Source organism: Enterobacter sp. UCD-UG_FMILLET (genome assembly GCF_000762975.1).
In the GTDB taxonomy this organism is placed as follows: domain Bacteria; phylum Pseudomonadota; class Gammaproteobacteria; order Enterobacterales; family Enterobacteriaceae; genus Enterobacter; species Enterobacter dykesii.
In genome coordinates this window covers 56,714-69,424 of sequence record NZ_JRJC01000008.1, presented here as the reverse complement: position 1 = coordinate 69,424, position 12,711 = coordinate 56,714, and the positions used below count along the sequence as shown (strand labels likewise).

Here is a 12,711-nt window from a genome sequence, read left to right as displayed (position 1 = left end):
GATTTTATTCGGGCCACAGCCACGCCGCGCCGCGCACGCCGCTGGAGTCACCGTGGACAGCTTTGCGGATTGGGGTTTCACACTCGCCGCCAAACACCCACTGCTTCACCAGGTTCGGTACCGTGGCGTACAGCCGGTCGACGTTGCTCATGCCGCCGCCGAGCACAATCACGTCCGGATCGAGAATATTCACCACGTGGGCCAGGGATTTCGCAAGCCGCATTTCGTAGCGGCTAAGGGCCAGCTCGGCGACCGGATCCTGTTCTTCGACGAGACGCATAATCTCGTTGCCCCTGAGCGGCTGGCCGCTCAGGCGATGGTAGTCGGTCGCAAAGCCGGTACCGGAGATAAACGTCTCAATACAGCCCTGCTTTCCGCAGTAGCACGGCACCTCAGCGCGGTATTTAAGCTCGTCTTCATCCATCCACGGCAGCGGGTTGTGTCCCCACTCGCCCGCGGTGCCGTTACCGCCGATATGGGCGCGCCCGCCGAACGCTACGCCCGCACCGCAGCCGGTACCGACGATCACGGCAAACACGGTCTGGGCACCGGCCGCCGCGCCGTCGATGGCCTCAGAGACCGCCAGGCAGTTGGCATCGTTGGCCAGACGCACTTCCCGGTTCAGGCGCGCGCTTAAATCTTTATCAAACGGCTGACCGTTGAGCCAGGTGGAGTTGGCATTTTTAACCACCCCGGTATACGGCGAGATCGACCCCGGGATCCCCATCCCGACGCTGCCGGTTTGCCCTGTCGCCTGCTCGGCCATCTCAACCAGGCTGGCAATCGTCTCGATAGTCTGGTGATAATCATCGCGCGGCGTCGGCAGACGGTGGCGAAACAGCTGCTCCCCCTGTTCGCTCAGCGCGATGACTTCTGTTTTGGTGCCGCCCAAATCGATCCCAATACGCACAAGACTCTCCTCATTATTTTGATTATCAACAGAGTAGAAGCACGCTTCCCGATTAGCAATGCAAGCGATGCGACAATTCGTTATCATGCCCGCTGATTTAACGACAAGGCCGTGGAAATTATCATGCTGTGGTTCAAAAATTTGATGGTTTACCGTCTCAGCCGCGACGTTTCGCTGCGTGCAGAAGAGATGGAAAAACAGTTAGCCGCTTATACCTTTTCCCCTTGCGGTAGCCAGGATATGGCGAAAACCGGCTGGGTGCCGCCAATGGGTTCACAAAGCGATGCACTGACCCACGCCAGCAGCACGGGTCAAATCATCGTCTGCGCCCGTAAAGAAGAGAAAATCCTGCCGACGCCGGTGGTTAAGCAGGCGCTCGAAGCGAAAATTTTCAAGCTGGAAGCCGAACAGGGCCGCAAGCTGAAAAAGACCGAAAAAGATTCGCTGAAGGACGAAGTGTTGCACTCCCTGCTGCCGCGCGCCTTTAGCCGCTTCAGCCAGACCATGATGTGGATCGACACCGTTAACGGGCTGATCATGGTGGACTGCGCCAGCGCCAAGAAAGCAGAAGACACGCTGGCCCTGCTGCGTAAAAGCATCGGATCTTTACCGGTCGTTCCGCTGGCGCTGGAAACGCCGATCGAGCTGACGCTGACCGAATGGGTACGCAGCGGCGCTGCGGCTCAGGGTTTCCAGATCCTTGATGAAGCCGAGCTGAAAGCCCTGCTGGAAGATGGCGGCGTGATCCGCGCGAAGAAGCAGGATCTGGTGAGCGACGAGATCGCCGTCCACATCGAAGCGGGTAAAGTGGTCACTAAACTGGCGCTCGACTGGCAGCAGCGCATTCAGTTCGTGATGTGCGACGACGGCTCCGTGAAGCGTCTGAAGTTCTGCGACGAGCTGCGCGATCAGAACGAAGATATCGACAGGGAAGATTACGCCCAGCGCTTTGACGCCGACTTCATCCTGATGACCGGCGAGCTGGCCGCGTTGATTCAGAATCTGGTGGAAGGTCTCGGCGGCGAAGCGCAGAGATAACAGGCAAAACGCAGGCCGGGTAAGCGTTCGCGCCACCCGGCTTATTTTTTATTTCAGGTAGCGGCACAGATAAGAGGTAGGTTCAGCGACCTGCAAATGAAATTCGCTGTGGCCAGGTACGTTGAAAACTTGCCCGGCAGCGTAAACTTTCCATTCCGTTTCACCCGGCAGTAAGACGTTCAGCGCACCGCTGACGACCGTCATTTCTTCAGCTTCCGCCGTGCCAAAGGTGTATTCCCCTTCCGCCATAACGCCGACACTGGCGCGGCCAGTGCTGCTGCTGGTAAAACCAATGGATTTCACTTTACCGGAAAAGTATTCGTTACTTTGAAGCATGAACTGGCCCTTATATTTTTAGATAAAAATTCACTATAGGGGCCATGCTCATCACCTGTCACGCAAAATCATTACATGAGGAGTTCCGAGGCCAGGCGAGCCATCAGAACGTTGGATAGCAGCACGGGCACATCCAGCGCTTTTTGCAGCAGATCACGATGATGCTGATGGAAACCGAGGCAGTCCAGGATCAGGACATCTGCCCCTCTTTCCAGCAGTTCCTTCCCGGCAGCAATGAGCTTGGCCTCACTGTCCCAGAACGGGTTTGCCAGCGCATACAAGGGCACTTTTTCCAGCACGTGCCACTTTGCCTCCTGGTTATCCATGAGCTCCTCAATGGGTACAATCACCCCAACCTGATGACCATCCACAATGGAAGCCACCAGCGGTGGAATGATGCGCATCGGCTCCAGCAAAATCGCATTGCGCGCCGTGAGGCCCTTGATGGGCGCGGTACTCATCAGCAAAATAACGTCATAACCTTGATTATCGAGCACTTCTATCACGCCCTGCAGCGAGCGCTCGATTTTCTGACGCGAAACGTGCGCCAGTTTACCGTCACTTAATAACGTCGCCAGGGGATCCTCCCCCGCCTCGACAGCGTAGTCTTCCATGACCTCTTCCCGACTCATCTTCCCCAGCAGGCTCAGATGCGTTATCTGTTGTTCAGATACATGCTCGGTTAAGAGCGGTAACACTTCGCTTACAGGGACCACACCAATGGTGAGGATCGCCAACGTTGCCTTCATCTTGATCGCCTTCCATTACTCCAACATCGTGCATACAGGTACAGGCTCACTACGCTGCACAGTTCATTTTTTCAACAAAACAGCACCAAGCGTAGCAGGTGATCCCGACATCGAAATGTAAAGATCGCCTGCCGATACCGGAGTTACTTGTAATAACTAAATATTAACTCCTGCTTAACTTTCCCGATGAGTAAAAAGTGTGATTCAGGCACGATATTGGAGCGTTTAGGAAAACGGTCAGGTTTTATCGGGATCTTCGTAGCGCCGTTTCGCGTCCAGCGCTTCCTGTTCAGTCTCGTGTTCACTGATCAGCGAGTCCGGCTTGGGGTGATCGGCGCGCAGTTGATACCAGGTCACGGTATGACCCGTCTGGCCTTTTTCAACGGTAACAATGCGCGCTTCACGCGGATAGGGAGGTCTGGTTGGCATAGCTCATCCTTTTTTTATGTCTGAGCTATAAGTATAGACGCCGGTTAGCTGGCACAAGCCAAACGCAGGGCGGTAATAATCTGAATCACAACCTCTTCGGGAGAGGCGGACGCATCCACCACGTGGTGAGCCGCTTCGCGGTATAACGCATCGCGTTCGGCCAGCACTTCGCTCACCTCTTCGCTGAGCGGCCTGGAGGTCAGCGCGGGGCGTTGCCCCTCTTCTGGAAAGGCTTCCAGCCGCCCTACCAGAGCCGACACCGGCGCGCTGAGATAAATCACAATCCCCTTTTCGCGCATAAAGTGACGATTGCACTCCGCCAGAACGATGCCACCGCCGGTCGCGATCACGGCAGACGGGATAGTGACCGCCTTCAGCGCGGCCGTTTCGCGCGCGCGAAAGCTCTCCCACCCCTCTTGCTCAACGATCTCGGCGATGGTTTTTCCGGCCTCGGTTTGCAGCCAGTGGTCGGTATCAACAAACTGGCGATGACACACGCGTGCCAGCTCCAGGCCAACGGTGGTTTTCCCACAGCCGCGAGGGCCAACTAAAAAGATGGGTTGGGTCATGCCAGGTGTTCCCCTTGATGCCGGATGGCTGAAGAGTGTAAAGAAATAATTGCAGAAGATGTTGCGATTACTTTACTGCAAAGCGGTACGGGATGACAACCCTGTGGAGGCCACACTGTACCACAAATTGACAATAATTATCATTACGCTGTGCGGCGCTTCACTTCCAGCAGCCATTTATCCAGCTCGGCAGCGAACTGCTGGCGATCGCGCTGGGAGAGGCTGTCCGGTCCACCGGTCTGCACGCCGCTGGCCCGCATCGTATCCATAAAATCGCGCATCGTCAGCTTTTCCCGAATGGTCGAAGGCGAGTAACGCTCCCCGCGCGGATTGAGCGCCGCCGCCCCTTTCTCCAGCACTTCTGCGGCTAGCGGGATATCCGCCGTGATCACCAGATCCTCCGCGCTGCACAGGCGAACAATTTCGTTATCCGCCACGTCGAACCCGGCCGGCACGCGCAAAGAGCGGATAAACCGTGAAGGCGGTACGCGAATATTCTGGTTCGCCACCAGCGTCAGCGGCATCTGAACGCGCTCGGCGGCGCGAAACAAAATCTCTTTAATCACATTCGGACACGCGTCCGCATCAACCCAAATCGCCATATTGTCTCCCCATAATGACTCTGTCGACTATTGTCGCCTGCATTTCGTTGTTAAGCTATCAATCAGAGAAAACAACGCATAATGACGGAGAATCATGATGGACAAGAAAATCGGGTTTATCGGCTGCGGTAACATGGGCAAAGCCATCCTGGGCGGTCTGATCGCCAGCGGACAGGTGCTGCCGGGTCAGATTTGGGTCTATACCCCGTCACCGGATAAGGTCGCCGCGTTGCGCGATCAATACGGGATCAACGCCGCCGAAAGCGCGCAGGAAGTCGCCCAGGTCGCCGATATCGTCTTTGGCGCCGTCAAGCCAAACATCATGATCAAAGTGCTGAGCGACATCACCTCCAGCCTGAACAAAGAGACGCTGGTCGTGTCGATTGCCGCAGGCGTCACGCTCGATCAGCTGGCGCGCGCGCTGGGCCACGACCGCAAAATCGTCCGCGCGATGCCCAATACCCCCTCGCTGGTCAACGCCGGCATGACCTCCGTTACGCCTAACGCGCTGGTGACCACAGAAGAAGTGGCCGATGTATTGAACATTTTCCGCTGCTTCGGTGAAGCAGAAGTGATTGCCGAATCGATGATCCATCCGGTGGTCGGCGTCAGCGGTTCTGCACCTGCGTATGTCTTCATGTTTTTAGAAGCGATGGCCGACGCCGCCGTGCTTGGCGGAATGCCGCGCGCGCAGGCGTATAAGTTCGCCGCGCAGGCCGTCATGGGCTCCGCCAAAATGGTGCTGGAAACCGGCAAACACCCGGGTGAACTGAAAGATATGGTCTGCTCTCCGGGCGGTACTACCATCGAAGCGGTGCGGGTGCTGGAAGAGCGCGGGTTCCGCTCGGCCGTCATTGAAGCGATGGCAAAATGCATGGAAAAATCAGAGAAGCTGAGTAAATCCTGATTTCTGACCGGGCGTCAGGCGGCCACTTCGGTGCGGCCGCGCCCGGCATTTTTCGCCCTGTACAGCGCCACGTCAGCCGCCTTCAGCCATTCCCGATAATGTCCAAACTGCGGCCCCCAGGGGGCAACGCCTACGCTGATGCGCAGCGCTTCTTTTGGCGCACACGGTAACGTCAGTTTTTCCAGCCGCTCATGCAGCCGCGACATCACGGCGATGGCGCTTTCCGCCGCGGTCTGCGACATGATCACCGCAAACTCATCTCCGCCAAACCGGCCGATCGCATCGCCTGACCGTACCGACCGCTGGAGCTGACGCGTAATGGCAACGATCGCCTCGTCGCCCACGTCGTGCCCCCAGGTGTCGTTGATGTTTTTAAAGTGGTCTATATCAATCAGCAATATCGTGGCGGTGCTGTGGTCGCGCCGACAATGCTCAAATTCATTTCGCAGCAGCATTTCCCAGTGGCGACGGTTAAAGACCCCGGTCATGCCGTCGCGGGTGCTCATCATTTCCAGCCGCCGCTTGTGCTCCGCAAGCCTGACGGCGGTGCGGTGGCTGAGCCAGGCAAACAGCATGGGATAAAGCATAAGTACGGGCAGCGTCAGGATCCACTCTACGGGGTCGGGGTTGAAGACGACCACCTTCCCGACGAGAGACAGGGTCACCAGCGCTGAGAGCAGCGTCAACGCGATCCCCGGGATGAACAGACGACAGCCGCCGGAACCCATCATATTCATCCCTACCATCATCACCAGCGCTGCCGTGGGTAACGCATTCATCCCCATCACGCCGATCCACAGCCCGGCAATAATGGCATCGATTTTAAGATTGAAAATTTCCTGCTGATGAGGTGAAGCGGCGCGGCAGGACAGCTGCCAGGCAAAATGGGGCCAGACGAACGACCAGCCCACCAGTAAAAGCCACCAGCCACCGGGTAAAAAATGGGTAACCAACATCCCCGCAACGGGGAAAAACATCGCCGCCAGCCCGACGGCGCGCGCCAGCCGGACTCGCCGGGCAAACTGAATGCCGGCGCGGTGAGGGTCATCCTGAGAAAGGGTTAAATTCCACTCTTCCCGAATGCGCTTTTTGTTGTAATACGTTTCATCATTCATCATTTTTGGGAATATTCTGAAACATTTTCCCAAATTATAGAGAGGGGGTCTGCGGGGAAAGTATGAAATTTCGGGTGAGCCGCCGGAGCCGCTCACCCGTTTGAACTACACTTTTTTCTTCAGGCACGCGCTCATGAACTTGCTGCGGTCGTCACCTTTAAGGGACTGCTCGGTCGCTTTCGCATTACACTCGCGCATTTTTTGCTGCTGCGGCGTCAGGCTTTTTTCACCCGGTTTCGCGGCGCCGTTTTTAAGGCAGTCGCTCATGTAGGTCTTGCGAGCATCTCCCTTCAGACTCTGAGACGTCGCCTGTTGATTACAGGTGGTCATACGCTGCTGTTGCGGCGTTAACGTTTTCTCTTCCGCGTTCGCCGATGCGACCAGGAACAGGCCGGAGAGCAGAGTAACCAGTAATGTTGTTTTCATTGCACCATCCTTTTGTGAACATTCCCTGTAAGTCTGGTTCGTGACAGGAAAAAAACCACCCGGCAGATGTGATTTCCGCCGGGATTTTTATCATTTCAGACCCAGCGCCGCCTTCATGGTGTAGAACAGATCCGTTTGATCGGTCAGGCCTACCACATTTGCCGCGTGCGGGCCGTAGGCGGCAATACGCAGCTGGGTGCCCGTGTGCTCCATGGACTCTTCCTCAGAGTTGCCGTAGCTCAACACCATAACGGCGCCATCTTTGGTGTTCAGCGCCTGCGTCAGGCCCGGGGCTTTGGTATCTGTCGGGATGATCTGGCTGGCGTGCGCATGGTCCGCGGTGACGATCACCAGGGTGTTACCGTCTTTTTTCGCAAACTCAAGCGCCTTCTGCCACCGCTTCGTCCAGATCGACGGTTTCGCCAATCTGGCCGCACGGGTTCGCCGCATGATCCTGCTTATCGATCGACGCGCCTTCTACCTGCAGGAAGAATCCTTTTTCGCTCTTACTCAGCAGAGAGATGGCTTTATCGGTCATCGCCGCCAGCGTCGGTACGCTGTCCGTGCGTTTCGGGTTAGGCGTACAGGTTACGGCAGGTTTATCGATATTGCCGTGATACGAGGCTTTTGGTCCTTCCCAGCGCACGGGCATGTTGCCGTCAGAGAATAGCCCCAGCAGCGGCTTGTCCTGGTTCGCCTCGGTGATGGCTGCAAGCGAATTCGCATCACTCACCAGCTGATAGCCGCGGGCCTGCGCCTGCTCGCGCAGCGTTTTACCCTGCCATTCGCCCGCCGTCGCGGTTTCTGCGAAGGTTTTCGCGCCGCCGCCCAGGGTCACGTCAGGACGCGCGTTCAGCAGCTGTTCCGTAATCGAGCCTTTTCCGCCTTTTTCCAGCGCGTTCGTCGGACATTTTTCGCTGGTCACTGACGGACCGTAGCATTTACGCGAGGTCACGTGCGCCACCAGCGCCGCGGGCGTTGCATCCTGAAGTTCAGCGGTAGAAACGTTGCCGGTCGCCAGGCCCGCCGCTTTTGCCATCTCCAGAAGGGTTTGGTGATCTTTTTCGTGTATATCCACACCCAGCGCGCCATTATAGGTTTTCACGCCGGTGGACCACGCCGTAGCAGAGGCCGCGGAGTCCGTGACGTAATCCGGTTTACCGGTTTTTTTATCCAGCGCGTAATGGGTATATTGTCCGGTCAGCGGCAATGCGTCGATACCTTTAAAAAAGCCGCCCGCCCCCTCGGCATAATTTCGCGCCGCCGTGATTTCGGAATCCCCCATTCCATCGCCAATAAGCAGAATAATATTTTTCGCCGGCTTATCATTCAGCGAAGCGCGAATAGCGGCAGTTTGATCTTCTGATAAACGGCGTGCGCCGCCAGGCTGGGTGATATCCCCTTTTGCCGCGCGATTATCCAGCACGCTGGTTTGGGCAGTATCGGCATAAATGGCAGGGGTAATTAACAGGGGAAGTAATGCGATGAAAAGTGCGCTCTGTTTCAATTTATTTTCTCCATGTACAAATACATAAAAATAAAAACAGAGCGACTATAGGCATCCTGCATGACAATTCTATGACACGTCGTTACGTCCTGTGACGGTTTAGCTGCGCGGATGCCTTAACAGCTTCTTTACGTACTGGTGGAGCATCTCGGCATCCTCAACCGGAACCTGCGATTCAGGCCTGACGCTCTCCAGCGCGCCTTCCACGCTCTCAATCAACGCCTGCTGATCGGTTTTCGCCATTTGTCGCAGCAGCGCGGTGACCACAATTTCAAGCGCTTCGACCTGAGCCACCAGCTCTTTTGACTCCTCTTCCTTTTGTGCCAGCTTGACCAGCAATTCAGCAATGAGATTTTTCATCGTGCCAGTTCCTTTTTCAGTTTTGTCTGAAGTTAGCATTCTGAATCCATAATGCAAAGAGAAGAAATTTATTATGGTATGCAAAAGTGATGCAGGAATGAAAATAGAAGATCACCGCGGCGAGCGAAACGTTTTTCTATAAAAAACGCCGCATTTTGTTATATAAAAATGCGGCTACCATAAGAATATATAATACATCAACGAAACGATTATCTCGACGATTTCGCTTCCGCCATTTGTCTGCGGCGACGCAGCGCAATAGCCAGCTGGATAATATTGATTAAAACAACAATCGCCGTGGCCGCAAATACCCAACGAAAACCGGCCATCGCGGAAACGGATGCGCCAATAAGCGGACCGGCAACATTCCCCAGATACATAAATGACTGGTTATATCCAAAAATACGCCCCGTCACCTGGTCGCTGGAATATTTAACCAGCAGGGTCTGTACCGCAGGCAACATGGCGCCATCGGCAAACCCGAGCAGAAATCGCAATATGCCAAGCTGAAGCGGAGAGGTGACAAACGACATCGCGAAGAAGAGCACGACCGCAAAAATCAGCGTCGCCATCAGGATGCGCGCCGTGCCGATCCTGTCACCCAGTTTTCCCAGACGCGGTGCGGAAATCAGGGCGGATACGCCCGGCACGGCGGCAATCATGCCGCTCAGAAAAGCGATATTTGTACTTTCCGGCTCCATCGACTTGATAAACAGCGCCAGAATCGGACCGACCGAACCGTTACAAAGCTGGATAACCATAGTGGTCACAAACAGGCTGATCATTAGTCCCGGATAGGGCAGCGAGGCAAAGACGGCCTTGCCGCTCAGGCGTTCAGATTTACTGATAACCGGGCGGCCTCCTTCTTTAATCAGAAAGAGCGTGACCAGAAAACTGACCACCAGCAGGATCGCGGTGATGATAAATACCGCGCGCAGCCCGACGTGGTCCGCCAGAAAACCGCCCAGCAGCGGACCGCCGATGACGCCGCTGATCTGTGCCGTGGAGAGCGTACTCAGCGCCCAGCCGCTACGCTCGCGAGGCACCTGAGAGGCGACCAGCGCCATGGCATTCGGAATGTACCCGGACGTCAGCCCCATCACCGCGCGCAGGAAAAACAGCTGCCAGACGTTGGTGGCGAAGGCCTGCAGCAGAATGGCAATCGCCATCCCGAGCGAGGCGCGCAGCAGCATCAGTTTTCGGCCTTTCCGATCCGCCAGGCTGCCCCACATCGGTGACACAATGGCGGAGACCAGAAACGTGACGCTGAACGTCAGGCCGGACCACATGGAGAGCGCTTCATGCGAGGTCACCCCCAGCTGCGAGACGTACAGCGGCAGGAACGGCAGGATCTGGCTGATCGCCAGCCCGGTAAAGAAGCAGCCGAACCAGACCGAGATGAGATTAACTTTCCAGGATTCCATAAAGAAATAGTCTTCATTTTTAGGCGAATTCGCCGACAGATTAGCAAGTTACGCGTACTAACGTCGCACCAGAGATGCGGCCCAACTGACTTTGGTGTTTTATCTTCCCAGTCATCATATTTGTGAAATAAGTCACAATTCATCCATTTTCTGGCGGAATATTATGCTTCACCGACAGAGTCCGAAACCGCGCATTCCCAGATGAAAATGGTTGGCATGCGCCGCGTTATACTCCGGCCCGAGGCCGTTTCCGTAGTAGCCGCAGCTTGCCGCCAGCATGGCCTTCAGCCATGGCTGCGTTGTTGCCGCCTTCCAGCCGTTCAGCACCGTGACGCGCTCCCCGTTAGCCAGCCGAAAAGCGGCGATATCCAGCGCCTCAGCCGTGGCATGTTCACTGCGTCGCGCATCAGGGCGGTGGTAAATATTGCGGCAGGCAAAGCTGCCGAGATGGTCGATACGCGCCAGGTCGCTGCCCGTATAGCGCTTTGTCAGCGGTCGGGCCTGCTGGCTGATAAACAGCGCAGAGCTGAGCGCCAGCGTACAGCTGGCAAGAAAGCTCCCGTTCAGGCCGACCGGACCGAAGTCACGCACGCGCACGACGTTGTTAAGCGGACACGCGCCGCCGCTGTCCGCCACCGGCTGGGTGTGGATGAGATCTCTTTGGTTAGCCTGCGAAAGCAGGCTCTCGCACGCCTCGGGAGTTAAGCGCCGAAGCTTATACTGGGTGATTCGGCCCGGCGGGTCGTCAAGCGTCAGCGGTATGAAAGGGTTGTAGTAAGGCGGCAACCAGCGGTAACCCACCGTTGCAACGGCCACAATGATGAAAACGGTCAGCAGCGTTTTTCCTTTCACTCTCCCCCCTCAAGATTCCCCAAAACATTATGGCAGAAGGCCGCGAAACCCGCCGGGCATCGTGGTATGTTATTGGCTTTTCGTCAGACTGGAAGAGAGTGAGATGGCTAAGCAGCGCGTAGGTATTGTCTTTGGGGGAAAATCAGCGGAGCACGAAGTGTCATTGCAATCGGCTAAAAATATCGTTGATGCAATCGATAAAAGCCGTTTCGACGTGGTGCTGCTGGGCATTGATAAACAGGGCCAGTGGCACGTTAACGATGCCAGCCAGTATCTGCTGAATGCTCACGATCCGGCGCACATCGCCCTTAATCCTTCGGAAGTGAGCGTCGCCACCGTACCCGGCGTCGTGAAGGGGCAGCTTATCGACGCCGGAAACGCACAGGCTCTCGCCCAGATCGACGTTGTCTTCCCTATCGTTCACGGCACCCTGGGCGAAGATGGTTCCCTGCAGGGGATGCTGCGTATGGCCAACCTGCCGTTCGTCGGCTCGGACGTTCTCGGCTCTGCTGCGTGCATGGACAAAGACGTCACCAAACGCCTGCTGCGCGATGCCGGGCTGAACATTGCGCCGTTCGTGACCCTCACCCGCGCCAACCGCGACAAACACAGCTTCGCGCAAATAAGCGAAGAGCTGGGTCTGCCGCTGTTTGTGAAGCCGGCAAACCAGGGCTCCTCCGTGGGCGTCAGCAAAGTCACCAGCGAAGCAGAGTTCACGCAGGCCGTCCGTCTGGCGTTTGAGTTCGACCATAAAGTGGTGGTTGAGCAGGGCATCAAAGGCCGTGAAATTGAGTGCGCCGTGCTGGGCAACGATTTTCCACAGGCGAGCACCTGCGGCGAAGTGGTCTTAAACAGCGATTTCTACTCGTACGACACCAAATACATTGATGACAAAGGCGCGCAGGTTGTCGTTCCTGCGGATCTCGATCCGGCGGTTAACGATAAGATCCGCGCGATCGCCATTAGCGCCTATCAGACGCTCGGCTGCTGCGGCATGGCGCGCGTGGACGTGTTCCTGACGCCGGAGAACGAAGTCGTGATCAATGAAATCAACACGCTGCCGGGGTTCACCAACATCAGCATGTATCCGAAGCTGTGGCAGGCGAGCGGCCTGAGCTACCCGGAATTGATCACCCGCCTGATCGAACTGGCGCTGGAACGTCACGCCGCCGACAGCGCGCTTAAAAGTTCCGTAAACGGTTAATCGGCGCTCTTCGCCTCATCCGCTGTCGTCTCTTCAGGACGACGGCGGATAATCAGCCCCGCCAGCCAGAAACTGATTACCCAGGTCACCAGCCCAACGGCATACGTTTGCCAGCCTTTTGCTTCAAACCCCAACAGGCCCACGACACCGTTAAGAATAAAGATCAGCCCGATAGCAAAGGCATAGTAATGCCAGTCACGGCGTAGTTTGGACGTGAGCTTCATAACAACTCCGGCAGGAAAAAAAGACATCCTCTCACAGTTTTACGGCCAGGTCTGTGGCA

General features: G+C 56.3%; 15 protein-coding genes and 1 pseudogene. 3 read left to right on the top strand and 13 right to left on the bottom strand.

Going from position 1 to position 12,711, the window contains the following annotated elements; translation table 11 throughout:
* Window positions 1-4 precede the first annotated feature (4 nt).
* Window positions 5-910, bottom strand: coding sequence for a fructokinase (gene mak, locus LA04_RS02900; protein ID WP_047650414.1), 906 nt, complete (start codon window positions 908-910; stop codon window positions 5-7).
* A gap of 123 nt (window positions 911-1,033) precedes the next feature.
* Between mak and rdgC the strand changes: the two genes are divergently transcribed.
* Window positions 1,034-1,948, top strand: coding sequence for a recombination-associated protein RdgC (gene rdgC / locus LA04_RS02895; protein WP_023310540.1), 915 nt, complete (start codon window positions 1,034-1,036; stop codon window positions 1,946-1,948).
* A 48-nt stretch (window positions 1,949-1,996) separates the two neighbouring features.
* On the opposite strand, the gene ppnP is transcribed toward rdgC, so the two are convergent.
* The 5 genes from ppnP to LA04_RS02870 all read right to left on the bottom strand — a co-directional run bounded on the left by ppnP (window position 1,997) and on the right by LA04_RS02870 (window position 4,633).
* Window positions 1,997-2,284, bottom strand: coding sequence for a pyrimidine/purine nucleoside phosphorylase (gene ppnP, locus LA04_RS02890; protein WP_008503270.1), 288 nt, complete (start codon window positions 2,282-2,284; stop codon window positions 1,997-1,999).
* 71 nt (window positions 2,285-2,355) lie between these two features.
* Entirely contained in the window at window positions 2,356-3,033 is a 678-nt protein-coding gene (locus tag LA04_RS02885) for an AroM family protein (protein WP_008503271.1), read from the bottom strand.
* A 237-nt stretch (window positions 3,034-3,270) separates the two neighbouring features.
* On the bottom strand, window positions 3,271-3,462 hold the full coding sequence (gene yaiA, locus LA04_RS02880) for a protein YaiA (RefSeq protein WP_032638425.1): 192 nt from the start codon (window positions 3,460-3,462) through the stop codon (window positions 3,271-3,273).
* Between the two features lie 44 nt (window positions 3,463-3,506).
* Window positions 3,507-4,031, bottom strand: coding sequence for a shikimate kinase AroL (gene aroL, locus LA04_RS02875; protein ID WP_047650413.1), 525 nt, complete (start codon window positions 4,029-4,031; stop codon window positions 3,507-3,509).
* A gap of 143 nt (window positions 4,032-4,174) precedes the next feature.
* Window positions 4,175-4,633 carry a YaiI/YqxD family protein gene (locus tag LA04_RS02870; protein WP_010428006.1) on the bottom strand — a complete coding sequence of 153 codons (459 nt, stop codon included), beginning with the start codon at window positions 4,631-4,633 and terminating at the stop codon, window positions 4,175-4,177.
* 97 nt (window positions 4,634-4,730) lie between these two features.
* Between LA04_RS02870 and proC the strand changes: the two genes are divergently transcribed.
* Complete coding sequence (gene proC / locus LA04_RS02865; protein ID WP_024906789.1) at window positions 4,731-5,540, top strand: pyrroline-5-carboxylate reductase; 810 nt, start codon at window positions 4,731-4,733, stop codon at window positions 5,538-5,540.
* A gap of 14 nt (window positions 5,541-5,554) precedes the next feature.
* Here proC and adrA read toward each other — a convergent pair whose 3' ends face one another.
* The 6 genes and pseudogenes from adrA to LA04_RS02835 all read right to left on the bottom strand — a co-directional run bounded on the left by adrA (window position 5,555) and on the right by LA04_RS02835 (window position 11,224).
* Window positions 5,555-6,658: a diguanylate cyclase AdrA gene (gene adrA / locus LA04_RS02860; protein ID WP_047650412.1), complete on the bottom strand. Its 1,104-nt coding sequence runs from the start codon at window positions 6,656-6,658 to the stop codon at window positions 5,555-5,557.
* A 102-nt stretch (window positions 6,659-6,760) separates the two neighbouring features.
* Window positions 6,761-7,081 (bottom strand): phosphate starvation-inducible protein PsiF, encoded by a 321-nt coding sequence (psiF, locus tag LA04_RS02855; RefSeq protein ID WP_047650411.1) that lies wholly within the window; start codon window positions 7,079-7,081, stop codon window positions 6,761-6,763.
* A gap of 90 nt (window positions 7,082-7,171) precedes the next feature.
* Window positions 7,172-8,588: pseudogene (phoA, locus tag LA04_RS02850) on the bottom strand (alkaline phosphatase).
* A gap of 99 nt (window positions 8,589-8,687) precedes the next feature.
* A complete protein-coding gene (gene iraP, locus LA04_RS02845) occupies window positions 8,688-8,948 on the bottom strand; it encodes an anti-adapter protein IraP (RefSeq protein ID WP_023293178.1) in 261 nt (86 codons plus the stop codon).
* Between the two features lie 209 nt (window positions 8,949-9,157).
* Window positions 9,158-10,372, bottom strand: coding sequence for a multidrug efflux MFS transporter (locus LA04_RS02840; RefSeq protein ID WP_047650410.1), 1,215 nt, complete (start codon window positions 10,370-10,372; stop codon window positions 9,158-9,160).
* Between the two features lie 168 nt (window positions 10,373-10,540).
* Window positions 10,541-11,224, bottom strand: coding sequence for an extensin-like domain-containing protein (locus LA04_RS02835; protein WP_047650409.1), 684 nt, complete (start codon window positions 11,222-11,224; stop codon window positions 10,541-10,543).
* A 103-nt stretch (window positions 11,225-11,327) separates the two neighbouring features.
* Here LA04_RS02835 and ddlA point away from each other — a divergent pair, with 103 nt between their 5' ends.
* Complete coding sequence (ddlA, locus tag LA04_RS02830; RefSeq protein WP_047650408.1) at window positions 11,328-12,428, top strand: D-alanine--D-alanine ligase; 1,101 nt, start codon at window positions 11,328-11,330, stop codon at window positions 12,426-12,428.
* Here the strand turns inward: ddlA and LA04_RS02825 are convergent.
* Entirely contained in the window at window positions 12,425-12,652 is a 228-nt protein-coding gene (locus tag LA04_RS02825) for a DUF2754 domain-containing protein (protein ID WP_023310528.1), read from the bottom strand. The genes ddlA and LA04_RS02825 overlap by 4 nt on opposite strands.
* Between the last annotated feature and the right edge of the window lie 59 nt (window positions 12,653-12,711).

What these genes read in the sequence shown, in the direction of transcription:
- rdgC (WP_023310540.1), top strand. Translation starts at nt 1,034, where the DNA reads ATGCTGTGGTTCAAAAATTTGATGGTTTACCGTCTCAGCCGCGACGTT.
- ppnP (WP_008503270.1), bottom strand. Translation starts at nt 2,284, where the DNA reads ATGCTTCAAAGTAACGAATACTTTTCCGGTAAAGTGAAATCCATTGGT.
- LA04_RS02885 (WP_008503271.1), bottom strand. Translation starts at nt 3,033, where the DNA reads ATGAAGGCAACGTTGGCGATCCTCACCATTGGTGTGGTCCCTGTAAGC.
- yaiA (WP_032638425.1), bottom strand. Translation starts at nt 3,462, where the DNA reads ATGCCAACCAGACCTCCCTATCCGCGTGAAGCGCGCATTGTTACCGTT.
- aroL (WP_047650413.1), bottom strand. Translation starts at nt 4,031, where the DNA reads ATGACCCAACCCATCTTTTTAGTTGGCCCTCGCGGCTGTGGGAAAACC.
- LA04_RS02870 (WP_010428006.1), bottom strand. Translation starts at nt 4,633, where the DNA reads ATGGCGATTTGGGTTGATGCGGACGCGTGTCCGAATGTGATTAAAGAG.
- proC (WP_024906789.1), top strand. Translation starts at nt 4,731, where the DNA reads ATGGACAAGAAAATCGGGTTTATCGGCTGCGGTAACATGGGCAAAGCC.
- adrA (WP_047650412.1), bottom strand. Translation starts at nt 6,658, where the DNA reads ATGATGAATGATGAAACGTATTACAACAAAAAGCGCATTCGGGAAGAG.
- psiF (WP_047650411.1), bottom strand. Translation starts at nt 7,081, where the DNA reads ATGAAAACAACATTACTGGTTACTCTGCTCTCCGGCCTGTTCCTGGTC.
- iraP (WP_023293178.1), bottom strand. Translation starts at nt 8,948, where the DNA reads ATGAAAAATCTCATTGCTGAATTGCTGGTCAAGCTGGCACAAAAGGAA.
- LA04_RS02840 (WP_047650410.1), bottom strand. Translation starts at nt 10,372, where the DNA reads ATGGAATCCTGGAAAGTTAATCTCATCTCGGTCTGGTTCGGCTGCTTC.
- ddlA (WP_047650408.1), top strand. Translation starts at nt 11,328, where the DNA reads ATGGCTAAGCAGCGCGTAGGTATTGTCTTTGGGGGAAAATCAGCGGAG.
- LA04_RS02825 (WP_023310528.1), bottom strand. Translation starts at nt 12,652, where the DNA reads ATGAAGCTCACGTCCAAACTACGCCGTGACTGGCATTACTATGCCTTT.